We start from the raw sequence: 23,809 nt of genomic DNA on the forward strand, positions 1-23,809 counted from the left end.
GCCGAAAACACCGTATTTGACAATCTTCATGACGTCGGCAACCTTTTCTATATCCGCCGCAATGCCGGCCTCGGCAACCGCCTCCCTGACGAGCTTTTCAACCTTTTCACAACTAACGCATCCTGGTCCCAATATTTTTATTTCCATTGCTTTCATCTCCTTTTAATAGAGCTTTGCAAGTATGATGGAGAGTTTTCCCCCTACAAGCCGCTCCTCTTTCTCTTTAGCAGTTTTTCATAATCCAGTTCCAAATCTCCTTGCGGAACCGCTTTTCTGTTTCTCACCATTTCTCGCCGCTCCTTTATGCGATGAAAGTGCCGTAAATCATCCCTGCTGTAGTGGACAGGACCACAACGATGGCGCAGTAGGTAAGGGTCTTTTTCCAGCCCATAATCCCCGTCAGCGTCAGCATTGCGGGTAGCGACAAAGCCGGTCCTGCCAGAAGCAGAGAGAGAGCGGGCCCCTTTCCCATCCCGGCGCCGAGCAGCCCCTGGAGGATCGGCACCTCCGTCAGCGTCGCAAAATACATGAGCGCCCCCGAAACCGCGGCGAAAAGATTCGCCCAGAGGGAGTTGCCGCCAACCAGACCGGCAATGACCGACTCCGGGATCAGGGCCTGGTAGCCGGGACGACCAAGGAGAAAACCCGCCACAAGAACCCCGCCCAGGAGGAGCGGCAGTATCTGCTTCATGAAGCCCCAGCTTGACTCGACCCAGGAGGTCAATTCGCCCTTGAAGAACCATGCCTTCAGGATGAGGGCAAGAACGATCAGCAGCGTCGCTGTCACATACCACTTGGCAGCGAAGAGAATTTGCCAGATACCCGTATCATCGGCCGAAGGCCTTGCGAAGGAAGCAAAGATAAGGATCAGCACCATCGTCAGCAAATAGAGGGCATCCTGCCAGAGCTTGCGAGTTTTTCCGTCCTCGTCCGGAAGGTAGATCTTCCCAGCCATCCGGTTCGCGTCATCCTTTCGGAAAATGAACGCCATCAAAAGACCAGTAACGACGGAAAAAACAACCGCGCCAATCGCCCGGGCAAGACCCAACTGCCAGCCCAGCACCTTCGACGTCAGGACAATCGCCAGGACGTTGATTGCCGGTCCCGAATAAAGAAAGGCCGTAGCGGGGCCGATCCCCGCCCCTCGCATGTAGATTCCCGCGAAAAGCGGCAGCACCGTGCAGGAACAGACGGCCAGAACCGTCCCCGAAACCGAGGCGACCGAATAGGAGAGGAACTTGCTGGCCTGGGCGCCGAAGTACTTCAGTACCGAGGCCTGGGAAATGAAGACCGCGATCGCCCCGGCGATAAAAAAAGCGGGGATAAGGCAGGTCAGGACATGCTGACGGGCGTAATCCTGGAGCATCATGAAGGCCTCCAGACCTGACCGGCGGATTACCTCATGATTCCACGGAATGAAATAGGCCGCCAGAAAACCGGCCACGATGATCAATAGTTTTGTTCGTTCTTTCATAATAACCTTTTTCCCTTCCTCCTTAGTTCAGGGACCATACCCTGATATTTCTTATCCGACGCACCCGCACCTAAAAATACCATCCCGGGATAAATTCCGCAGCAGAACCTTAAAACAACCCGGGGAAACCGTTATGCCATTATGCCATGGGAAATTTCCAGAATCACTCGCGGATACGACACAGCTCTGACCGGCAGAGACCTTCACTCCGGGCAAAGAGATCTATGATCTTCGGGTCGTCCTCGAGCCAGTGCCGAAGGTTCCCCAAGAGAGAAGCCGCATAGGGGCTGCGGCTGCCGTCGCTCAGCGAGTAGTTCGCCCAGAGACCTTTCTTTTCCCTCACTACAAGCCCCGTAACCTCCAGTATCTTCAAATGCTTGGAAACGGTAGGCTGGGCAATCCCGAGGGCCGCCTGGATTTCGCAAACGCACATCTCCCGCTTCTGAAGCAGCTTCAGCAGCTTCACCCGATTGGGATCGGAAAGCGCTTTCATGACCTTGATAAATTCTTCCATAACATCCCCTCCATATTTCTGGTCGGGAATATAGTTGCCATCAAAGCCGTTGTCAAGTAATTTTTTTAATGCCTCTGACAACCCCGTAATTGGCGAGCGGCCACCCCCATTTTCTTCTCCCTGAAACCTCAGATATAAGAAATCTTTTTCAGCTTATAGCGTTCGATATCTAACGCTTCGCTCCGCATGCCATCGCCACATCATTTTGTCCATTTAAGCATTAAAAAGAACAGACAGAAAAAATGATAAATCATTATATTCATCTTTGGATATATTTCCAATATGTAATCTTTTTAAGGATATGAGTTTGGGCAGGGCTTTTGGAAAACAGGTTATTCAGGCGAGGCAATTGCAAAACCATTTGTCATTCCCGAAAGCGAAGCTTAATGTTCATAATATGGTTTTTCAAGCAGTTAGAACCAGATTATGAACATTAAACTTCGCTTTCCCGCTCAGAATCGTTGCGGGAATGACAAGAATGGGGAGTTTTGCAATTACCTCTGTTTTGTATGAAAATCCCCCATCCCCCCTTTGCCAAAGGGGGGCAAGGGGGGATTTTCATGCTTCGTTGTGCCCGACCCAGGCATGGGGGTTTTTAGGATTAAACGTCTCTCCCCTGCTGCGCCTCCAGAACCCGCAACAGCGAGGAGGTGTCATCGTATCCCCAGCCCTTTTCCATCAGAACCCTTAGTTGTCGCGCGACCAGGGTTACCACGGGCAGATCAATGCCGGCATTGTCGGCTATTTCCTTGACAATGCGGAAATCCTTCTCATGCAGGCGCGCCTCGATCCCGGCGGAAAAATCCCGTTTCGCCATCTTGGGCCCCATCATGCCCAGCATGCGGCTTCCGGCAAATCCCGGGGCGATGGCGGCAAGGATTTTTTCCAGATCGCCTCCATTTTCCCGGGCAAAATGCATCGCTTCGGCGATGCCCTGGATGTTGACAACCTGGACAATCTGATTGCAGGCCTTGGCAAGCTGGCCGCTGCCAACCGGGCCGACATGGGTAATCGCCTTTCCCAGAAGCTCCAGAAGCGGCCTGGCTTTTTCCAGCGCTTCCGGCTCGCCTCCGACCATAATGGCAAGCGATCCTTCGCAGGCCGCCCTGACGCCGCCGGAAACGGGGGCGTCGATAAAAGCGACCCCCTTTTCCGCAAGCGACAGGGCAATATTGCGCGCGGCGACGGCGGAAATGGTGCTGAAAACGATGCAAAGCGTTCCGGAAACAGCACCCTCTATGGCGCCGTTCGGCCCGAGCAGAACGGCTTCGACGTCACTTGTATTGGTTACCATGACACAAACAAAATCCGCTCCCCGGGAGGCAGCGTCTGGGCTTACAGCAACAGCGGCCCCCAGCGCGGCAAGCGGCGCCGCTGTTGCCGGCCTCCGCGCATAGACGCGTAACTGGTGGCCTGCTCGGAGCAAACGCTCCGCCATCGGCGCTCCCATATTCCCCAGCCCGATAAAGGCAATTGTTTTTGAGTCAAAGCTGTCTGTTCTTATCTCGGCCATCTCTTCGTTCCCTCCTGTAATTTCCTACGCCAGTTTTTATCGCCTGTCCAATCAGGTTTTAGACGGGGCAACGATACGAAGAACGTTTCCGCGTGTCAACATTTTTTCCGTAAAATGTGAGCGGTTTTCATTGACGTTCATTTCCAATATCCCTATACTCCATCGGCGAAAAAGCAATATCCGCGCAAAACAGGTGCGCTACTCGTACGGAGGAAGGGTTTTTCAATGCAAGAAAAATTAACAATAACTGCGGATGAGAACTTCTATGTTCTCCTTCACAAGACCATAGCAGTCAGGGAAATAATCAAGTTTGTTGAAGAACTGGCGTTGGTTCTGATCCCGTGAAAAAGATCGGCACTTTCGCCTCGCTGTCCATTCGCAACTTCCGCTTGCTGCTGACGGGAACCACCCTCTCCAATGCCGCCCAGTGGATCCAGCAGGTCACCTTGAGCTGGCTCGTCTATGACCTGACTGCGTCCGGCACTATGCTGGGAACCATCAATATGGTCAGGGCGGCCGCATTGCTGGTTATGATACCGATATCCGGCATCTTGATAGACCGCCTCAACCGCCGTATTCTCCTTCTGATAATAAATGGCTGGCTTTTTACCATTACCCTGGCGCTTGGACTTATGCTGCTTTTCGGCCACAACAGCCTCCGGTACCTCTTCGTCTTCTCTTTACTGGGCGGCATGGCCCAAACCATTGATGTGACCCTCCGCCAGGTACTTGTCTTTGATCTGGTAACACGCTCCTTTACCCCCAATGCAGTGGCGCTTGTCCAGACAGGCTGGAGTCTGATGCGCTCTTTTGGCCCCGGGATTGGCGGGCTTCTCATCCTGTGGTTTGGTCCCGGGGGCAATTTCCTCATCCAGGCCGGCGTCTATTTACTCGTCGCCCTTACCATCATGCAAATCAAGTTTCCGGCGCGAAAATTAAATATAGTCCAGGGCTCTTCTCTGGAAAATATCCTGGAAGGCATCCGGTATGTAATGAGGGAGCGCACCACCAAGGCCTTTATGCTGATGGGCATGATCCTGCCCCTGCTCATTATACCTGTCTTTGTCATACTGCCGCCAATTTATGCCGTGAAGGTTTTTAACGACGGGTCTGGTAAGGTTTTGGGATTCCTCATGTCTTCTGTAGGCGTAGGCGGCATTGTCGGCGGCGTCGTCACCGCCTCGCTGGGCCACTTTGAGCGCCGGGGCATCCTCCAACTTGCATCCCTTTTTCTGCTCAGTCTTTCGCTGATAGCCTTTGCCTTCAGCACAACTCTCTTGATCGCTTTACCCCTCCTGGCACTGAGCGGATTCTTCGAAATGATCTTTCTGACCACCAACCAGACCTTGCTTCAGCTCTCCATCCCGGACAATTTGCGAGGGCGTGTAACCAGCGTCGTCAATCTGAATATTGCGCTGCTCCCCCTGGGCGGGTTAATCGCCGGCATTGGCTCCGACCTGTTCGGCGGGCCAAAGCCAATCACCATTATTCTTGCCGGCATCGCCGCAATCGTCCCCTTTTTTGTTCTGCTGCTTTCGCCGACCGTCCGCACCTACCGTCTGAGCAAAGCAATGACGCCCGGCTCGACAGGCAAATCCCCCAATTCCCCCAAAAATGATGGCGGCGAGGAATGATTCTTTCAGGGCTTTCTCATAGCAATTCCCCTTCGGATTCTGTGGGGCGCTATTGCCATTCTCCACTCTCAGTCTTGGTCTCGCTTTAAACATTGTTGGCCATTTCCTTCGATCAAAAAAAACCGAGCTTCTTCCCAACAACCCCCCTGCCTTGGGATGCACAACGAACGATGAAAATATGTACATGCTGGAGGGACGCGCTCCGTCGCGTCCGGGGGTGCCGGGATCCCCAAAAACACCGCAATGTAACGAAGCGATATTGTTTACATAAATTATTTTTTCATATAAACTCGTTCATGCTTCAATACGAGATAATAATATTACAGAGGAGGCAATTGCAAAACGTTTTGTCATTCCCGAAAGCGCAGCTTGATGTCCACAATGCCTCTATCGGGAATGACAGCGTTAGGAGTTTTGCAATTGGCTCAGAAGCAATGTAATTGTTTTCATTGACGTACACTGAAAATATACCTATACTCCGCCCTCAAAAAAGCAATATCATATTGCATATTGCACAAGGCACACTTAAGCACGAATAGCATGGCAGGCATCCCCGGGAGAACTCATGAACCATAACGGCAACCAAATAGAATCCCGCCTCTGGGCCGCGGCCGATGAGCTGCGGGCCAATTCCAAGCTGAAATCCTCCGAATACTCCGTCCCCGTGCTGGGGCTTGTCTTTCTGCGCTACGCCGACCATAAATTTCAGGAGGCGGCAAAAGAACTGACAGGCGCCGGATGTGGAGGGCGGCGGAAGATCGGCCCGGCAGACTATCAGGCCCGCGGCGTCCTCTACCTGCCCGAAGCGGCCCGCTTCTCGACGCTGCTCACCCTGCCCGAGGGGGCCAACATCGGCGCGGCCATCAACGAGGCCATGCGCGCCATCGAGGCGGAGAACCCCGACCTCAAGGATGTGCTGCCCAAGACCTACAACCGCTTCGAGAACGCCCTGCTCAACCCACTGCTCAAGACCATGAACTCCGTCCCCATGGATATCGAGGGAGATGCCTTCGGCAAGATCTACGAATACTTCCTCGGCCACTTCGCCATGAGCGAGGGCCAGAAGGGCGGCGAATTCTTCACCCCCACCGCCATCGTCCAGCTCATCGTCGGCATCATCGAACCCTTCCAGGGCCGCATCTTCGATCCGGCCTGCGGCTCCGGCGGCATGTTCGTCCAGAGCGCCCGCTTCGTCGCTGAGCACCAGAAAAACCCCGGCGCCGAGCTTTCCATTTACGGTCAGGAGAAGGTGGCCGAGACGGTCCGCCTGGGCAAAATGAACCTTGCCGTCCACGGTCTGGCTGGCGACATCCGCCAGGGGAACGCCTACTATGAGGACCTGCACCGCTCCCCCGGCAAGTTCGACTTCGTCATGGCCAATCCGCCCTTCAACGTGGACCGCGTGGACAAGGAGCGGCTCAAGGACGACCCGCGCTTCCCCCTCGGCCTTCCCCGCACCGACAACGCCAACTACCTCTGGATTCAGATCTTCTACAGTGCCCTTTCGGAAACCGGCCGCGCCGGGTTCGTCATGGCAAACTCCGCCTCCGACGCCCGCAGCTCGGAACTGGAGATCCGCAAACAGCTCATCGAAGCCCGCGCCGTGGATGTGATGGTCGCCGTCGGCTCCAACTTCTTCTACACCGTCACCCTGCCCTGCACCCTCTGGTTCTTCGACCGAGGCAAAGGAAAAAACGCCCGCGCCGATCAGGTGCTCTTCATCGACGCCCGCCAGATCTACCGCCAGATCGACCGCGCCCACCGGGACTGGACCCCGGCGCAGATCGAGTTTCTGGCCAACATCGCCCGGCTCTACCGGGGCGAAGCCCTCGAGAACCTGCACGACAGCGCCGACCTGCTGGCCGAGCACTTTCACGACGGCAAATACGCGGACGTGGCCGGCCTGTGCAAGGTGGCAACACTCTCCGAAATTGAATCCCAGGGCTGGAGCCTCAACCCCGGCCGCTATGTGGGTGTAACTGCCCGTGTAGAGGATGACTTCGACTTCAAGGAGCGGCTGGAGGAGCAAAACGAGGAACTGGAAATCCTCAATGCCAAGGCCCGGGAACTGGAAGTGCGGATCGCCGAGAATGTAGCAAAGTTGCTGGAGGGATAGCGTTTGTCTTCAGTGGATGAAATCCCAATGAAGAAGCGATAGAGCTCAAGGTATCGCAAAATGCGATACCTTCAAAACTTTTTTCAGACACACGCGATACCCGGAAACTGAAAGAGCGGCGTGCCGAGAATGTGGTCAAGTTGCTGGAGGTGGCGTGATGGCAAACAAAAAGAGGGGTTTAGAGAAAACGAAACCGGCCGTGCCGGAACCCACGCCGGTGTTACTGGAAGACCTCCGCCGGATGATCGAGGAGACAAGGCATGCCGTCGCCACGACGGTCAATGCCGCCCTGACCATGCTCTACTGGAACGTGGGCAGACGGATTCGAGAGGATATCCTTCAGGAGAAACGTGCCGAATACGGCCGGGAGATTTTGCTGACACTGTCGGCGAAATTGACGGTTGAGTACGGTCGTGGCTGGAACGAACGCAATATTTCGTACATGGTTAAATTCTCTGAAGTTTTTCCCGATGAAGCGATTTTGCACGCACTGCGTGCGAAATTAAGTTGGACCCACTTTCGTCTGCTCATTGGTATGGACGACCCCCTCAAACGCGACTTCTACGGTGAAATGTGCCGCATTGAAGGTTGGTCTACACGAACTCTGGAGAAGAAAATCGATTCCATGCTTTTCGAGCGCACGGCGCTCTCGCGCAAGCCGGAAAAGCTGATCGAACAGGAGCTACAGTCGCTACACCAAACAGACAAACTGACCCCCGAACTCGTCTTTCGTGATCCTTATATTCTGGATTTTCTCGGCCTCAGGGACACGTTTGCCGAAAAGGATGTCGAAGCCGCCATTTTACGCGAGATGGAATCATTCATCTTGGAACTGGTAATTGGGTTCGCCTTCCTCGAACGTCAGAAACGCATCACCTTGGACGGCGATGATTTCTATCTCGACCTGCTCTTCTATCATCGGCGATTGCGTCGTCTGGTGGCAATTGAACTTAAACTGGGCGACTTCAAACCCGCATTCAAGGGACAAATGGAGCTTTATCTGCGCTGGCTGGATAAATACGAGCGTCGCGAAGGAGAAGATGCGCCTCTGGGCATAATTCTCTGCGCCGGCAAGAAGCAGGAGCAGATCGAACTGCTGGAACTGGGCCGCTCCGGCATCCACGTCGCCGAATACCTTACCGATTCTCTGCCGAAAGAGGTGCTGCAAGAGAAACTCCGCAAAGCTATCGCCCTTGCCCGCAGACAGCTGGAGAGCCTGGGGAAAAAGGGCGTTGCCAAGAATGTGGTGAAGTTGCAGGAGGGGAAGTGATGAGCAACTGGCCTTCAAAGCGAATGGAAGAGCTATGCGAAATAACCTCAAGCAAACGTATCTTTGCTGCAGATTACGTCTCTGAAGGTGTGCCTTTCTATCGTGGCAAGGAGATTACCGAGAAATATAAAGGGAATATCAATATTTCGACAGAATTGTTCATTGCCGAAGAAAAGTTCAAGGAGATTGAACGAAAGTTTGGTGTACCAAAGCCTGGCGATTTACTTCTCACATCTGTGGGCACACTCGGTTCAGTCTATGTGGTGAAACCTAGCGACAGGTTCTATTTTAAGGACGGGAATCTCACATGGTTTCGCAATTTCAAAGAACTCGACAGTCATTATCTCTATTATTGGCTGGGTTCTCCGCAGGGATGGGCAGAGCTATGCAAAGCAACTATTGGGTCATCTCAGTCCGCATTCACAATTGTTCTATTGAAGGGGATAGAAATAGAAGTCCCCCCCCGCCCTACGCAGCGAAAAATCGCGTCGATACTCTCCGCCTACGACGATCTGATCGAGAATAATCTGCGGCGGATCAAAATTCTGGAGGAAATGGCGCAGAACCTCTACCGCGAGTGGTTTGTCAAATTCCGCTTCCCTGGCCACCAGTACGCCCGCTTCACCGATTCCCCACTTGGCAGAATTCCTGAGGGTTGGGAGGTGGTATCCTTGGAAAATGTTTGTAGCCGAATTACTGATGGATCTCATTACAGCCCTAAGACCACCGATTATGGATATCCAATGGCATCAGTCAAAGATATGCACGACTGGGGAATCAACATCGATACATGCCGAAAAATCAGTGAAGAAGAATTTCATAATTTGGTTCGTAATGACTGTAAGATGTGCAAGAATGACGTGCTTATAGCAAAGGATGGAAGCTATCTAAAGCACTGTTTTGTTGTCGAACGCGATTTTGATGTCGCATTGTTATCGTCAATAGCGATTCTGCGGCCTAGCGAAAAAATCAATCCTCATGTCTTAGCGATGACACTTCGGGAGCCGGACATGAAAACGAGAATGACCGGTTTTGTATCTGGCGCAGCTTTGCCAAGGATAATTTTACAGGCTTTCCGACAGTTTCAGATCGTATTGCCACATATTGCGCTCCAGGAGCAATGGGCAGCATCTGCAGAGCCTATGATTCAGCTTTGCTGTCGCTTGCTCCATGCGAATGGAACCCTTTGCCGCACCCGCGACCTGCTCCTCCCCAAGCTCATCTCCGGCAAGTTGGATGTGTCGGAATTGGACATCACGATTCCCGCGGAGGCCGAAGCATGAAGGCACCCGGAGCTTTATCTTGCATTTACTCTTCACTTATGTATATCTGAATAGGAATTGCAGGGGGCGTCAATGGTGAAGGATAAAGAGCGGATACTGGAGATTGCAGGCAGGCTCGGAGTGACCACGGCGGCAGATGTGGAAGCGGTCGGTATTTCTCGCAATCACCTGTACGAGTTGTGCAAGGCGGGTAAAATCGAGCGGACGGCCCGTGGGCTTTATCAAATTCCGGGCGCCCTTTCAACGGAGCATGGCGTTTTGATCGAAGTCGCCAAACGTGTACCCAAAGGGGTGGTCTGCCTGCTTTCCGCCCTCAGGTTTCACGATCTGACGACGCAGATACCCCATGAAGTTTGGATCACGGTGCCACGCGGGGGCTGGCGGCCGCAGATGGATTACCCGCCTCTGAATCTGACTTACATGTCCGGCGAATCCTATGCTTTCGGCATTAGGGAGCACACGGTCCAGGGGATTGGGATCAAGGTTTATACGCCGGCGAAAACCGTGGCGGATTGTTTCAAGTTTCGCAACAAGGTTGGCCTTGATGTGGCCATCGAGGCACTTCGCGAGGTATGGCGGTCCCGCCTGGCCAGTATGGATGACTTGGCGGAGGCGGCCAAAGTGTGTCGGGTGTTCACGGTGATACGTCCCTATCTGGAGGCTACTGTATGAGTGCCCGGGAGAAAGAAAACAGGGGGCACACTCAGGGGAAGTCGTAGCATGAAAACCACCGATCTCGATATCCTGCTCCAGGAGGGCGAAGGCGTCATGCTGGAGTACAAGGAGAGTCTATCCTCTTCCTTTGCCCGCGAGCTGGTGGGCTTTGCCAATACGGCAGGGGGCAAGATTCTGCTGGGGGTGCGCGACGACGGCACCGTCAAGGGGATTGCCGATACCAACGCGCTACGCGCCCGTATCCAGGACATCGCCCGCAACTGCGACCCGTCGGTGAAGATCCTGCTGCAACGAATCGGCGAGGTCATCGTGGTGACAGTTCGCGAGAGCGAATCAAAGCCGGTGCAGTGCAGCGACGGTTATTTCTGGCGGCAGGGCGCCGTTACCCAGAAGCTCAGCCGAGATGAGATTCGGGATCTGTTCCGCAGTGAGGGGGCTATCCGTTTCGATACCTCGGTCTGTCCGAAATTCCGCTACCCTCAGGACTTCGACCGGGAGAAGTACAATGCCTGGCTCCGGTTGAGCGGCATCACCGGCCGTCCCAGCACCGAGGACGTTCTGGTCAACATCGAAGCAGCCGAGCGTTCCGGCACCAAGCTCCTTTTCCGCAATGCCGGTGTTCTCTTCTTCGCCAAGAACGTCAGACATTTTTTCAACCAGGCCTACGTCACCTGTCTCCTGGCCAAAGGCACGGACAAGGTGCACATCCTGGACCGCAAGGATTTTGCCGGCGGCATCGTTGCGGATATCGAGGACAGCCTGCGCTTCATCGAGCGCAATACCCGCACGGCCTACCGGATTGAAGGGCTGCGCCGGGAGGACGTCCCGGAATACCCGATGAAGGCCCTGCGCGAAGCCATCACCAATGCGGTCATGCATCGCGACTGGTTCATGGAGGGGGCCAATGTTTTCGTGGAGATCTATACCGACCGGATCGAGATCTCCAGCCCCGGCGGCCTGCCCAAGGGGATGAAGCTTGCCGACCTTGGCCGGAAGAGCATCCGCCGTAATGCCCTGCTTGCCGACCTGCTCCACCGCATCACTTTCATCGAAAAGGCAGGAACCGGTATCAAGCGAATGCGCGAGGAGGCACGGGCACAGCATTGTCCGCCACCGACCTTCGAGGAGAACGGATTTTTCACCGCGATCTTCTATCCCAGTCCGGAGGTACGGACGCAGGCGGGCGCAAAAGAGGCACCAAGTACCGCACAAGTCGGGACCAAGAAGGGATCAAATCAGGCACATGATAAGGCCCATGACGTGGAAGCCACCCCACAAGTACCCCCCAAGCACCCCTCAAGTGCCCCACAAGTTGCGGGACAAGTAGGCACCAAGTTGGCACTAAGTCGGCACCAAGTTGAAATATTGCGGAAATGCATTAAAGACAGCATGTTAGTTGATCTTATGGCAATTGCAGAGCGTTCTGATCGCACCAAGTTCAGGCACCAAGTCTTGAATCCGCTCATCAAAGCCGGATGGATCGAAATGACCATCCCCGAAAAACCACGCAGCTCGAAACAGCGGTACCGCACCACCGCTGCCGGTCGCACAGTCCTTGCGCACGCTGAAAAGGAGACTCCTTCATGACCCCTCCCTCCGGTTACACCGAAGACGCCCTGATCGAACGACCGGCCATTGCCCTCCTGGCTGCGCTGGGCTGGCAGACTCTCAACGCCTATCACGAGTTCGACCACGGCGCGAGCAGTCTGGGCCGGGAGACCAGGGATGAGGTGGTGCTGAAATCCCGCCTGCGGGAAGCGTTGCTGAGGCTCAATCCCGAGGCCTCGCCGGAGGCCGTCCATCAGGCGATCGAGGAACTGACCCGCGACCGGTCCCGGATGAGCGCGGCGGCTGCCAATCGAGAGATCTACCACCTCCTCAAGAACGGCGTGCGCGTTCCCCGGCCCGATCCCGAAGGCGACGGCGAGACGGTAGAGGTGGTGCGGGTGGTGGACTGGGACGACCCGGCCCAAAACGACTTCCTGCTCTGTTCGCAGTTCTGGGTCACGGGCGAGATGCACACCCGGCGGGCCGACCTGGTGGGCTTCGTCAACGGTTTGCCGCTGCTGTTCATCGAACTCAAGGCCGCCCACCGCCGCCTGGAGACCGCCTTCACCGGCAACCTGCGTGACTACAAGGACACCATCCCGCAGCTTTTCTGGCCCAACGCCCTGGTCATCCTTTCCAACGGCAGCCAAAGCCGTGTGGGCAGCATTACCGCCGGCTGGGAGCACTTCGCCGCATGGAAGAAGGTCGGCAGTGAGGATGAGGCGGGCGAGGGATCGCTGGAGACGATGCTGCGCGGCGTCTGCGACCCGACGCGCTTCCTGGATCTGGTGGAGAATTTCTGCCTCTTTCAGGAGGTCCCCGGCGGGCTAATCAAGCTCACGGCCAAGAACCACCAGTACCTGGGCGTCAACAAAGCGCTTGCGGCCCTGGCCGACATCCGGCAGCGGGAAGGCAAGCTGGGGGTGTTCTGGCACACCCAGGGCAGCGGCAAGAGCGTGGCGATGATGTTCTTCGCCCAGAAGGTGCTGCGCAAACTGCCGGGAAACTGGACCTTCGTGGTCGTCACGGACCGGCAGGAACTGGACGGCCAGATCTACAAGCACTTCGCCTCGGCGGGGGTGGTGACGGAAAACCACGCCCAGGCGGAAAGCAGCAAACACCTGCGGCAGCTCCTCGCCGAGGATCACCGCTACGTCTTCACCCTGATCCACAAGTTCCGCACCGAGCAGGGCGAAACGCATCCGGTGCTCTCGGAACGGTCCGACATCATCGTCATCACCGACGAGGCGCACCGCAGCCAGTACGACACCCTGGCGCTGAACATGCGCACGGCCCTGCCGAACGCCGCCTTTCTGGCTTTCACCGGCACGCCGCTGATCGTCGGCGAAGAGAAGACCCGGCAGGTCTTCGGCGACTACATCAGCGTCTATGACTTCCAGCAGTCGGTGGCCGACGGCGCGACGGTGCCGCTCTACTACGAGAACCGCATCCCGGAACTGCAACTGCTCAATGACAACCTCAACGAGGATATGGAACGCCTCCTGGAGGCGGCTGAACTGGACGAGGAGCAGGAGAAGAAGCTGGAAAGGGAGTTCGCCCGGGAGTACCGCCTGATCACCCGCAACGATCGACTGGAGGCGGTGGCCAAGGACCTGGTAACGCATTTCACGGGACGGGGCTTCCAGGGCAAAGCCATGATGATCTGCATCGACAAGGCCACAGCCATCCGCATGTATGACAAGGTCAAGCGGTACTGGGGCGAAAAGATCGCGGCCTTGCTGGCCGAGGCGGCAGGGGCGGAGGGCGGCTCCCGGGGGGAAATCGAAGCGCAGATTGCCCGGATGAAGGAAACCGACATGGCGGTGGTCGTCTCCCAAGGGCAAAACGAGATTGCCGAGATGAGCGAAAAAGAGCTCGACATCCGCCCGCACCGCAAGCGCATGGTCGATGAGGATCTGGAGACGAAGTTCAAGAATCCCGACGACCCCTTCCGTCTGGTCTTTGTCTGCGCCATGTGGATGACCGGCTTCGACGTGCCGAGCTGCTCGACCCTCTATCTCGACAAACCGATGCGCAACCACACCCTGATGCAGACCATCGCCCGGGCCAACCGGGTCTATCCGGGCAAGGTGAGCGGCCTGATCGTGGACTATGCCGGGGTGTTCCGCAACCTGGAGAGGGCGTTGGCCATCTATGGGGCCGGCGGTACGGCGGGCGGCAATAAGCCGGTTGAAGACAAGTCGGCATTGGTGGCAGCACTGCGTCAGGCGTTGGCGGAGGCCCGGGGGTTATGCCGGGAGCACGGGGTAAACCTTGCAGCCATCCAGGCCGCCGAGGGATTTGCCCGCGTCGGTTTGCTCGATGACGCCGTGGAGGCGCTGGTCGCCTCCGAAGAGATCAAGCTCCGCTATCTCGATCTGACCAACACGGTTCTGCGACTCTACAAGGCCGTGCTGCCCGACCCGGCGGTAAAGGAATTTGCCGCCGAAGTGTCGCCTCTCCAAGTGATCGCCGACAAAATCCGTGCGCTGACACGGCCGGCGGACATCTCTCAGGTCATGCAACAGGTGGAAGGGCTCCTCGATCAGTCGATCGCCACCGAGGGCTATGTGATCCGCGAACCAACCTCACCCTTTGACGCCGATCATTGGCTTGACCTGAGTAAAATCGACTTCGAGAAGCTGGCCGAGAAGTTCAAGACGGGGCGCAGGCGCACTTTGAACGAGAAGCTCAAGGGAACGGTTGCACAGAAGCTCATGGTCCTGGTGCGGAAGAACCGCACCAGGATGGATTATCTAGAGCAATTCCAGGCGATGATCGACGCCTACAACGCGGGCAGCCTCAACGCCGAGGAGTTCTTCCTGCAACTGGTGGCCTTTGCCCGGAGTCTGAATGAAGAAGAGCAGCGGGGCGTGGGCGAGCAATTAAGTGAAGAGGAGCTGGCGCTCTTCGACCTCCTGACCAAGCCGCAGATCGACATGAGCGACGCGGATCGGGAAAAGGTCAAAGCCACTGCCAGGGAACTGCTATCAACGCTCAAAGCGGGCAAACTGGTGCTCGATTGGCGCAAACGCCAGCAGGCCCGCGCCGAAGTGCGGGTGACGATCGAGAAACTGCTGGACCAAGGCTTGCCGAGGATCTATACGCCAAAGCTTTTTGAGCAGAAAACAACGGCCGTGTTCCAGCACGTCTATGACGCCTACTACGGCGCGGGGCGCAGCGTGTATGAAAAAGGAAACAGCCTTGGCGCTGCCTATGAAGCACATTAAAAAAATTTGTTGACAGGGCGTTTTCACTCTGGTAGGGGAAAAGCCGTTTTTAAAGGTTAATGAAAAGTGTGGATGAAATGACTGTGAATAATGCCTGCAAAAACTGGCGCTGGTGGAGCAAATACGAAGGGGAGAGGTTTGCCGACCGCGTTTGACCATCATTGATGTAAAAAATACAGCCGTGGCAGCCTCTTGGGGCAGCCACGGTTTTTTTGTTTTCAGGATTAAAAAAGGCCGTGACGATTCGCGGCCTTTTTTAATCCTGAAAATTTATGGAGAATTTGATCATGCATGTACCGGATTTTGAAACATTCCAAAAACTGGCGAACGAGGGAAACCTGATCCCCGTTTTTCGCGAACTGCTCGCGGATGCGGAAACGCCCGTGACGCTGCTGCTCAAACTGGCCGATCGACCCCGGGTGTTTCTGCTGGAAAGCGTGGAAGGCGGGGAAAAATGGGGGCGTTACAGCTTTCTCGGAACGGATCCGAAGATCATTGTGAGGATTCGTAAAGATCATGTGATTATTGAGGAAAATGGAGAATCCCGGCAAATTCCTCATAAGGGAGACCCGCTCGGAGTTCTGGAGGAGCTGCTGGGGCGCCGGCGCCCGGTCTCCGTGGGGGAACTGCCCCGTTTTTACGGCGGCGCCGTCGGTTTTTTCGGTTACGACACCGTTCGTTATTTTGAGCGGCTTCCCGAGCACCGAATGCCCGGCAGCGATCAAGACGATGCCGTCTTTCTCATAACCGATACCATGGTCATTTTCGACAATGTCCGGCACACGATAAAAATCGTCTCCTCGGCCGCTATCGACGAAAACACGGATCTGCAAACGGCATACTCGGACGCGGTGCGGAAAATCGATGAGCTGCTGGAAATTCTGCGCTCTCCCGCCGTTCCCGCAATCAGCAGTTCCCAACCCACCGTACCGGAGGAATCGTTTCACCCGGAGATAGAAAAACAGGAGTATCTGGCGATGGTCGACCAGGCGCGAAAGTACATCATGGCCGGAGACGTCATCCAGGTTGTCTTGGCGCAACGGTTCCACCGACCGACAACCGCGTCCCCCTCGGCTCTCTACCGGGCCCTGCGCTTTGTAAACCCCTCCCCCTACCTTTTCTTTCTGAAGATAGACGACACGCATCTCATTGGTTCCTCACCGGAGGTGATGGTCCGTCTCGAGGAGGGCCTCGCCGAGCTCAAGCCGATTGCGGGGACCCGACGCCGGGGGAAAACCGAGCAGGAAGACCGGAAGCTTGCCGACGAACTGCTGCAGGATCCGAAGGAACGGGCGGAGCACGTCATGCTGGTGGACTTGGGGCGCAACGACCTGGGGCGAATCGCCCGCACCGGCAGCGTTCAGGTCAACCGGCTGATGGCGGTGGAGCGCTATTCCCACGTCATGCACCTTGTTTCGCTCTTGCAGGCGCAAATGCAGGAAGGGAAGAACGCCTATGATCTGCTGCGGGCGACCTTTCCCGCCGGGACACTGAGCGGCGCCCCGAAGGTGCGGGCAATGGAGATCATTGCGGAGCTGGAACCATCCCCGCGCGGGGCTTATGGCGGGGCGGTGGGTTATTTCAGCTATGGAGGAAACGCAGATTTCTGCATCACGATTCGCACGATGCTGCTTCGCAACGGCGAGGTCTTTATCCAGGCCGGGGCGGGAATCGTCGCCGATTCCGATCCGGAGAGCGAATATCAGGAAACGCTGGGCAAGGCGGAAGGGGTTTTCCAGGCGGTGCGCCTTGCGGAAAACGGCCTGGAACTGTAACGTACCTACATAGACAGACAGTCGCGACAAACCGGCGGACGGATGCCAAAGCATAAGCAAAGGAGGGAAAAAATGATTTTGATGATCGATAATTATGACTCGTTCACCTACAATCTGGTGCAGTACATAAGCCAACTGGGCGGCGAGGTGGAGGTGCATCGCAATGATGCGATCACGATTGCGCAAATCGAGGCGCTGCAGCCGGAGGCGATCGTCGTCTCGCCGGGCCCCTGCTCACCCGAACAGGCGGGAATCAGCGTCGCGGTGATCCGCCGTTTTCACCAGGAGTTGCCGATTCTCGGGGTCTGCCTTGGACATCAGGCAATCGGCCAGGCCTTCGGGGGGCGCGTCATCCGGGCCAAGCGGGTCATGCATGGAAAAACCTCGCCGATCGCCAATGACGGCAGGACGATCTTTGCAGGCCTCGCCAACCCGTTTACCGCCGGCCGTTATCATTCGCTGATTGTCGAACGGGACTCGCTGCCCGACTGCCTTGAAATCAGCGCGGAAACCGCCGAAGGGGAAATCATGGGGCTGCGGCACCGGTCGCTGCCGATTGAGGGAATCCAGTTTCATCCCGAATCGATTCTGACGCCGTCCGGCAAGCGGATCATCCGCAATTTCCTGACAATGGTGAAACATTAACGACGGCCTGCCATCGCAAAGGGGAATGAAAATTGAGGGGCGAACCCATCCCCACCCTTTCCCTCCCCTTGAAGGGGAGGGAAGTTGGATGCAATATTTTCAACAAGTTGAGTTATATTTTCAGATGAAAATGGGGGAGAGAGATATGATCAAGGAAACAATAGCGAAACTGGTTGCCGGCGAAAATCTGCGGGAAGAGGAGATGCTCTCGGCCATGGGGGAGATTATGGAAGGGGCGGCCACTCCCGCCCAGATCGCCGCCTTCATGACGGCGCTTCGGATCAAGGGCGAAACTGTTGAGGAACTGACCGGGGCCGCCCGGACCATGCGGCGAATGGCGACGAGGATAGACGCCCGTTCGTCCGTTGTCGTCGATACCTGCGGCACCGGCGGCGACGGCATGAATACCTTCAATATCTCGACGACAACGGCCTTCGTTGTCGCGGCAGCGGGGTTGACCGTCGCCAAGCACGGCAACCGGGCCGTCTCGAGCCGCTGCGGCAGCGCCGATGTCCTCGAAGCACTGGGCGTCAACATAAACGTCGGGCCGGAAATCATGGAGGAGTGCCTCCAGCAGATCGGGATCGCCTTTCTCTTCGCCCCGCAACTCCACGGCGCGATGAAATACGCGATCGGCCCCCGCCGGGAAATCGGCATCCGCACTATTTTCAATATGCTGGGACCGCTGACCAACCCCGCCGGGGCGACGGCGCAGCTCATCGGCGTGTATGATCCGAAGCTTACGGAGATGTTTGCCGGGGTATTGAAGAATCTCGGGACAAAACGGGCGTTTATCGTGCACGGCGGCGGTCTTGACGAGGCGACCGTCACCGGGGAGACGAGGGTCTCAGAATTGAACGAAGGGTTTATTTCCACTTACAATATCGATCCGATAGATTTACTGGGGGAGGTTTATCCGGATAAAGATCTTGCCGGCGGGGATGCCGAAAAAAACGCCGGGATCACGCTGGATATTCTCACGGGGACCGCCTCCGGGGCGTCCCGTCAGATCGTCGTTCTGAATGCGGCGCTCGCCATCGTCGCCGGGGGTAAGGCAAACACCATCGCCGAGGGGATTGCGGCGGCACAAGAGTGCATCGACAGCGGCGCCGCTCTGGGGAAGCTGCGCGAGCTGAAAGAGAGGAGCAACGGTTGATCCTGGATGAAATTGTTGCGAAAAAGCGGGACGAAGTCGCCACGCGCCAGAAGAAAACACCTTTGAGGGCATTGGCAGAGACGATTGCCCGGATGCCTCCGACAAGAGATTTTTCCACGGCGCTGAAGCGGGAAATCGCGATCATCGCCGAGATCAAGCGGCGCTCTCCATCTCATGGCCTGCTCCGAAAGGAGTTTGATCCGGCAAAAATCGCCCTTCTCTACGAGCAAAACGGGGCGGCGGCTATCTCGGTTTTGACGGACGAGACCTTTTTTGGGGGAAGCGACAATGACATCGCCGCCGTCAAAAACGCCGTTTTGCTCCCAGTCCTCCGGAAGGAGTTCATTATCGATCCCTATCAGATCGCGGAAACCCGGGCAATCGGGGCTGACGCCCTCTTGCTGATCGCGTCCCTCCTGGGCGAGAGGGAACTCCACAACTACCGCAAGCAAGCGGAATCACTTGGTCTCGCAGCGCTGGTGGAGGTCCACAGCCGGGAAGAACTCTTGGCCGCGCTTGCCTCCGGCGCCCGCATTATCGGCGTCAACAACCGAAATTTGAATACATTGGCAACAGACCTCTGCGTATCGCGGGAACTGGCGCCGCTGATCCCTCCTGGGCTGACAACAGTCAGCGAAAGCGGGATAGAAGCAGAACAGGACATCGCCGCGCTTCGCGAGTCGGGCTTCAACGCGTTTTTGATCGGCGGGGCGCTCCTTTCCGCCCCGGACGCCGGGGTGAAACTGCGGGAGCTTGCAGGGAAGAGGGAACGATGATCGAAATAAAGATCTGCGGAATCACCAATCGCGAGGACGCCCTCGTAGCAGCAGCTTTGGGGGCAAACGCACTCGGGTTTATCTTTCATCCGGCAAGTCCCCGATATGTATCTCCCATAGAGGCAAAGGAAATAATAAAGCTGCTGCCGCCCACCATAACCAGGGTCGGGGTTTTCGTCAACAGCGGCGAGGCTGAGGTAAAAAAGACAGCCGACATCTGCGGACTGGACGTTATTCAACTGCACGGAGACGAATCCCCGGAATACTGCCGCCGCTTCCCGCCGGAATCAATAGTCAAGGCCGTTTTTCTCAATAGCGATAACGATCTTGCCTGCCTCGAGAGCTACCATGTCCGGGCCTTCCTGGCGGACTCCCGCCATGACGGCCGGTACGGCGGAACCGGCACGAAGGCCGACTGGGAGCTTGCCGCCAGGACCGCTGAAAAATATCCGCTGATCATCGCCGGGGGACTTAACGAGACAAATATCGCCGCCGCCCTGACAACGGTGAAGCCGGTAGCCGTCGATATCAACAGCGGCATTGAGAAAGCGCCGGGGATAAAGGATCATGAACGAATGAAGCGGTTCATCGGGATCGTAAAAAATATGAAACTCTCCGCAACGGCCGGCGCCGCTGCCCACGCAAACGGCATCTTTAAGAAAAGATAACTACTCAGGTGGATAGTCTGTAGGTGTTTAGGTGGGTTGGGGTCATTCATTCGTTCTTTGCGCAGTCCTCACACTACGGGCGGTTCGCGAACCACCCGTACTACGCTTAATGTTCATCAAATTGGAGGGATGCGCTCCGTCGCGTCCGGGGCATTTGCCTGTAACGACCGATGAGCGACCAGTTGCTGAGAAAATGCGGCAGGAGCAGTCAGAGTAACTGCTTTGGCGCCCGCAAGGGCGGGAAAAGATTTCATAGAGGAGGAAATTTTCAGATCATGCAAACCAGACTGCCGGATAAAAACGGCCATTTCGGAATTTTCGGGGGGCGCTACGCGGCCGAAACGCTGATGCCCGCCCTGCTGGAGCTGGATATTACCTACAAGGCGGCCAGACAGGACAGGAGCTTCCAAAAGGAGCTCAGCTTTTATCTTCATGAGTACGCGGGACGCAAGACCCCGCTCTACGATGCACGGCGCTTCTCCGAGGCCCTCGGCGGGGCGAAGATCTATCTGAAGCGAGAGGACATGAATCACACCGGTTCGCACAAGATAAACAATACGCTGGGGCAGACGCTCCTGGCCCGGCGGATGGGAAAGAAAAAGGTGATCGCGGAAACCGGGGCAGGTCAGCACGGCGTTGCAACCGCGACCGCCGCCGCCCTGCTGGGCATGGAATGCCGGATTTTCATGGGGACGGAGGACATCCGCAGGCAGGCGCACAACGTCTTCCGGATGAAAATCCTTGGGGCCGAAGTCGTACCGGTTTCAGCCGGAACCGCAACCCTCAAAGACGCGATGAACGAGGCAATGCGCGCCTGGGTCGCCTCGGTGCGCGACACGTTCTATGTGATCGGCACAACGGCCGGACCGCATCCCTACCCGGCAATGGTGCGCGATTTTCAGAGCGTCATCGGCAGGGAAGCGAAAAAACAGATTCTGCAAAAGGAGGGTCGGCTTCCCGATCTGCTTGTCGCCTGCATCGGCGGGGGCAGCAACGCCCTGGGGCTTTTTTATCCGTTTCTCGGCGATAGCGCGGTCGCGATGACCGGCGTGGAAGCGGGAGGAAAGGGTCTGACAACGGGGTTTCATGCCGCGAGCATTACCGCCGGGCAAATCGGGGTTCTGCATGGCAACAAGACCTACCTTCTCCAGAGCGACTCCGGTCAGGTTCTTGACGCCTATTCGATCGCCGCCGGGCTTGACTATCCCGGGGTCGGGCCGGAGCATGCCTGGCTTGCCGATACGGGCCGGGTAAACTACCTGACCGTCACCGACGAAGAGGCCGTGGCTGCCTTCATGCTGCTGTCGCATCTGGAGGGGATCATTCCCGCGCTGGAGAGTTCGCACGCCCTCGCCCATGCAATCAAAATCGCCCCCGGCATGGCCAGGGAGAAAATAATCATCGTCAATCTCTCTGGCCGCGGAGACAAGGATGCGCAGACGATCTCCGAAAGCAAGGAGGTACAAAAGTAATGGGAAGAATTGAAGAAAAATTTGTCGCCTTAAAAAAAGAGGGAAAAAAGGCATTCATTGCTTACATTACCGCGGGGGATCCCGATTTGCGGACAACCGGGATGCTGATTCCTGCCCTGGAGCGGGCCGGGGTGGATATCATCGAAATCGGCGTTCCCTTTTCCGATCCCGTCGCGGATGGCCCGATAATCCAGGCGGCCTCTGAACGGGCGCTGAAAAAGGGGATAAAGCTGGATGATATCTTTAAAATGATTGCCACCGTCCGTAAAAAGAGTCGGCTGCCGATCGTTCTTTTCGGTTATTACAACCCTGTTCTGCACTACGGAAACGCTGCCTTCGCCGCCGCGGCGGGGGCTTCCGGGGTGGACGGGATTCTCGTTGTCGATCTCCCCCCCGAGGAAGCCGATGAACTGCGGCGCTACACGGACCCGGCCGGGCTTTCGTTCATCACCCTCATCGCCCCGACGACCGGACTTGCGCGAATCCGGAAAATGGTTGGCCGGGCGTCGGGATTCCTGTACTACATTTCCGTGACCGGCGTCACCGGAACGGCCAAGCCGGTGCTTGAAGATATACGCAATGACATGAAAAACCTGAGGACAATTACCTCGCTCCCAACCGTCGTTGGCTTCGGGATCTCAACGCCCGAGCAGGCGGCGAGCATCGCGGCCCTGGCCGACGGCGTGGTGGTCGGCAGCGCCCTGGTAAAGCTGATCGGCGCAAATGGTAAAAGCAACGAGTTGCTCCCGGACATCGCTTCCTTCGCGGCAGGAATTCGTCAGGCGCTCGACGCCGCACCTCTGAATCAAGCCGACTTTCCGGTAAATGGCGAGAAAAGAAGTTCCGGGAAGAAAAAATCTTGACTTTTCATCGCTGCAAACAATAGAAATGACCTCGACAGTGGGTAATAATTTTAAGGAGAAATAAAAAGCCATCATCCATAAGGAGGTATTTTTATGTTAAAGACACGTATTACCGAGATGTTCGGCATTGAGCACCCGATTGTCCAGGGCGGAATGATGTGGATATCAAGGGCGGAGCTTGCCGCGGGCGTCGCCAACGCCGGGGGCATCGGCTTCATGACCGCCCTGACCTTTGCGAACCCTGAAGACCTGCGCGCGGAAATCCGCAAATGCCGCAACCTGACCGACAAGCCTTTCGGCGTCAACCTGACCTTTCTGCCGACCCTGCGCCCCCCGGACTACCCCGCCTATATCAAGGTATGCGCCGAGGAGGGGATAAAATTCTTAGAGACCGCCGGCAGAAATCCTGAACCTTATATGGAACAGATCAAGGCCGCCGGGATCAAGGTGATCCACAAATGCACCTCGGTCCGTCATGCGATCAAGGCGGAGAAAATCGGCTGCGACGCGATCAGTATCGACGGCTTCGAGGCGGCCGGTCACCCGGGCGAGGACGATGTAACCTCTTTGATACTCATTCCACTGACACGAGACGCTATAAAAATCCCATTCATCGCCTCCGGCGGTTTTGCCGACGGCAGGGGTCTGGTGGCAGCATTGGCGCTGGGCGCCGACGGCATGAACATGGGGACGCGATTTGCGGCCACCAAGGAAACGCCGATGCATATCAACCTCAAACAGGCCATTGTTGACCACAGTGAACTCGATACAAAGCTGATCATGCGAACGCTGAAAAACACCGAACGGGTGCTCAACAACGAGGTCGCCCGGAAGGTGCTGGAGATCGAAGGCAGACCCGGGGATACAAAGATTGAAGACCTTATCCCCTTAGTCTCAGGGCTAGTGGGAAAACAGATGCTCGAAGAGGGAGACATCGAGAAGGGCAATTTCGCGATCGGGCTCAGCATGGGGCTGGTAAAAGACATCCCCTCCTGCAAGGAACTTTTAGACGGCATTATGGCCGAAGCCGAGGCCATAATCAAAAAGCGCCTGCCCGGCCTTGTTTGTTGAGAAGGCATTCGCGGAACTTGTGGGCATAGTTTTTTTAAAACCCCCATGCCCGTGTCGGGCACAACGAAGCATGAAAATCCCCCCTTACCCCCCTTTGGTAATGGGGGATGGGGGGATTTTCATATA

19 protein-coding genes are annotated in these 23,809 nt (G+C 56.4%); 15 read left to right on the forward strand and 4 right to left on the reverse strand.

All coding sequences use genetic code 11. The annotated features are described in order from the left end of the window. The 4 genes from M0P74_14655 to M0P74_14670 all read right to left on the reverse strand — a co-directional run. Positions 1–147: thioredoxin family protein (locus M0P74_14655; GenBank protein ID MCK9364825.1), on the reverse strand; the 147-nt coding region annotated here is incomplete at its 3' end. Between the two features lie 154 nt (positions 148–301). Beyond that, on the reverse strand, positions 302–1,474 hold the full coding sequence (locus M0P74_14660) for a permease (GenBank protein MCK9364826.1): 1,173 nt from the start codon (positions 1,472–1,474) through the stop codon (positions 302–304). A 163-nt stretch (positions 1,475–1,637) separates the two neighbouring features. Then, positions 1,638–1,988 carry a metalloregulator ArsR/SmtB family transcription factor gene (locus tag M0P74_14665; GenBank protein ID MCK9364827.1) on the reverse strand — a complete coding sequence of 117 codons (351 nt, stop codon included), beginning with the start codon at positions 1,986–1,988 and terminating at the stop codon, positions 1,638–1,640. Between the two features lie 601 nt (positions 1,989–2,589). Continuing rightward, positions 2,590–3,501: an NAD(P)-dependent oxidoreductase gene (locus tag M0P74_14670; GenBank protein MCK9364828.1), complete on the reverse strand. Its 912-nt coding sequence runs from the start codon at positions 3,499–3,501 to the stop codon at positions 2,590–2,592. Between the two features lie 341 nt (positions 3,502–3,842). On the opposite strand from M0P74_14670, the gene M0P74_14675 reads away from it, so the two are divergent. The 15 genes from M0P74_14675 (at position 3,843) to M0P74_14745 (ending at position 23,683) form a co-directional block, all read left to right on the forward strand. Then, positions 3,843–5,135 (forward strand): MFS transporter, encoded by a 1,293-nt coding sequence (locus M0P74_14675; protein MCK9364829.1) that lies wholly within the window; start codon positions 3,843–3,845, stop codon positions 5,133–5,135. A 565-nt stretch (positions 5,136–5,700) separates the two neighbouring features. Continuing rightward, the gene (locus M0P74_14680; GenBank protein ID MCK9364830.1) at positions 5,701–7,251 is read left to right on the forward strand and encodes a type I restriction-modification system subunit M; all 1,551 of its coding nucleotides are present in this window, start codon (positions 5,701–5,703) and stop codon (positions 7,249–7,251) included. A gap of 157 nt (positions 7,252–7,408) precedes the next feature. After that, complete coding sequence (locus tag M0P74_14685) at positions 7,409–8,521, forward strand: PDDEXK nuclease domain-containing protein (GenBank protein ID MCK9364831.1); 1,113 nt, start codon at positions 7,409–7,411, stop codon at positions 8,519–8,521. Beyond that, positions 8,521–9,804 (forward strand): restriction endonuclease subunit S, encoded by a 1,284-nt coding sequence (locus M0P74_14690; protein ID MCK9364832.1) that lies wholly within the window; start codon positions 8,521–8,523, stop codon positions 9,802–9,804. Before M0P74_14685 ends, M0P74_14690 begins: the two co-directional genes overlap by 1 nt. Positions 9,805–9,876: 72 nt before the next feature. Further along, positions 9,877–10,476 (forward strand): type IV toxin-antitoxin system AbiEi family antitoxin domain-containing protein, encoded by a 600-nt coding sequence (locus M0P74_14695; GenBank protein MCK9364833.1) that lies wholly within the window; start codon positions 9,877–9,879, stop codon positions 10,474–10,476. Between the two features lie 48 nt (positions 10,477–10,524). Next, complete coding sequence (locus M0P74_14700) at positions 10,525–12,066, forward strand: putative DNA binding domain-containing protein (protein MCK9364834.1); 1,542 nt, start codon at positions 10,525–10,527, stop codon at positions 12,064–12,066. Then, positions 12,063–15,257: a type I restriction endonuclease subunit R gene (locus M0P74_14705; protein ID MCK9364835.1), complete on the forward strand. Its 3,195-nt coding sequence runs from the start codon at positions 12,063–12,065 to the stop codon at positions 15,255–15,257. The genes M0P74_14700 and M0P74_14705 overlap by 4 nt, the downstream gene beginning before the upstream one ends. A 287-nt stretch (positions 15,258–15,544) precedes the next feature. Then, positions 15,545–17,032, forward strand: a complete 1,488-nt coding sequence (gene trpE, locus M0P74_14710; protein ID MCK9364836.1) for an anthranilate synthase component I — start codon at positions 15,545–15,547, stop codon at positions 17,030–17,032. A 72-nt stretch (positions 17,033–17,104) separates the two neighbouring features. Beyond that, a complete protein-coding gene (locus tag M0P74_14715; protein ID MCK9364837.1) occupies positions 17,105–17,677 on the forward strand; it encodes an aminodeoxychorismate/anthranilate synthase component II in 573 nt (190 codons plus the stop codon). 145 nt (positions 17,678–17,822) lie between these two features. Next, positions 17,823–18,833 carry an anthranilate phosphoribosyltransferase gene (gene trpD / locus M0P74_14720; GenBank protein ID MCK9364838.1) on the forward strand — a complete coding sequence of 337 codons (1,011 nt, stop codon included), beginning with the start codon at positions 17,823–17,825 and terminating at the stop codon, positions 18,831–18,833. Continuing rightward, complete coding sequence (gene trpC, locus M0P74_14725) at positions 18,830–19,609, forward strand: indole-3-glycerol phosphate synthase TrpC (GenBank protein ID MCK9364839.1); 780 nt, start codon at positions 18,830–18,832, stop codon at positions 19,607–19,609. Before trpD ends, trpC begins: the two co-directional genes overlap by 4 nt. After that, positions 19,606–20,277 carry a phosphoribosylanthranilate isomerase gene (locus M0P74_14730; GenBank protein MCK9364840.1) on the forward strand — a complete coding sequence of 224 codons (672 nt, stop codon included), beginning with the start codon at positions 19,606–19,608 and terminating at the stop codon, positions 20,275–20,277. The genes trpC and M0P74_14730 overlap by 4 nt, the downstream gene beginning before the upstream one ends. A gap of 275 nt (positions 20,278–20,552) precedes the next feature. Continuing rightward, positions 20,553–21,749 carry a tryptophan synthase subunit beta gene (trpB, locus tag M0P74_14735; GenBank protein MCK9364841.1) on the forward strand — a complete coding sequence of 399 codons (1,197 nt, stop codon included), beginning with the start codon at positions 20,553–20,555 and terminating at the stop codon, positions 21,747–21,749. Beyond that, on the forward strand, positions 21,749–22,612 hold the full coding sequence (trpA, locus tag M0P74_14740; protein MCK9364842.1) for a tryptophan synthase subunit alpha: 864 nt from the start codon (positions 21,749–21,751) through the stop codon (positions 22,610–22,612). The genes trpB and trpA overlap by 1 nt, the downstream gene beginning before the upstream one ends. Before the next feature lie 93 nt (positions 22,613–22,705). Next, a complete protein-coding gene (locus tag M0P74_14745; GenBank protein ID MCK9364843.1) occupies positions 22,706–23,683 on the forward strand; it encodes a nitronate monooxygenase in 978 nt (325 codons plus the stop codon). The last annotated feature ends 126 nt before the right edge of the window (positions 23,684–23,809 follow it).

It is taken from the genome of Syntrophales bacterium (genome assembly GCA_023229765.1).
Lineage (GTDB): Bacteria > Desulfobacterota > Syntrophia > Syntrophales > UBA5619 > DYTH01.

Coding starts and splice junctions, on each gene's coding strand:
- M0P74_14660 (MCK9364826.1), bottom strand. CDS start 1,474: ATGAAAGAACGAACAAAACTATTGATCATCGTGGCCGGTTTTCTGGCG.
- M0P74_14665 (MCK9364827.1), bottom strand. CDS start 1,988: ATGGAAGAATTTATCAAGGTCATGAAAGCGCTTTCCGATCCCAATCGG.
- M0P74_14670 (MCK9364828.1), bottom strand. CDS start 3,501: ATGGCCGAGATAAGAACAGACAGCTTTGACTCAAAAACAATTGCCTTT.
- M0P74_14680 (MCK9364830.1), top strand. CDS start 5,701: ATGAACCATAACGGCAACCAAATAGAATCCCGCCTCTGGGCCGCGGCC.
- M0P74_14685 (MCK9364831.1), top strand. CDS start 7,409: ATGGCAAACAAAAAGAGGGGTTTAGAGAAAACGAAACCGGCCGTGCCG.
- M0P74_14690 (MCK9364832.1), top strand. CDS start 8,521: ATGAGCAACTGGCCTTCAAAGCGAATGGAAGAGCTATGCGAAATAACC.
- M0P74_14695 (MCK9364833.1), top strand. CDS start 9,877: ATGGTGAAGGATAAAGAGCGGATACTGGAGATTGCAGGCAGGCTCGGA.
- M0P74_14700 (MCK9364834.1), top strand. CDS start 10,525: ATGAAAACCACCGATCTCGATATCCTGCTCCAGGAGGGCGAAGGCGTC.
- M0P74_14705 (MCK9364835.1), top strand. CDS start 12,063: ATGACCCCTCCCTCCGGTTACACCGAAGACGCCCTGATCGAACGACCG.
- trpE (MCK9364836.1), top strand. CDS start 15,545: ATGCATGTACCGGATTTTGAAACATTCCAAAAACTGGCGAACGAGGGA.
- M0P74_14715 (MCK9364837.1), top strand. CDS start 17,105: ATGATTTTGATGATCGATAATTATGACTCGTTCACCTACAATCTGGTG.
- trpD (MCK9364838.1), top strand. CDS start 17,823: ATGATCAAGGAAACAATAGCGAAACTGGTTGCCGGCGAAAATCTGCGG.
- M0P74_14730 (MCK9364840.1), top strand. CDS start 19,606: ATGATCGAAATAAAGATCTGCGGAATCACCAATCGCGAGGACGCCCTC.
- trpB (MCK9364841.1), top strand. CDS start 20,553: ATGCAAACCAGACTGCCGGATAAAAACGGCCATTTCGGAATTTTCGGG.
- trpA (MCK9364842.1), top strand. CDS start 21,749: ATGGGAAGAATTGAAGAAAAATTTGTCGCCTTAAAAAAAGAGGGAAAA.
- M0P74_14745 (MCK9364843.1), top strand. CDS start 22,706: ATGTTAAAGACACGTATTACCGAGATGTTCGGCATTGAGCACCCGATT.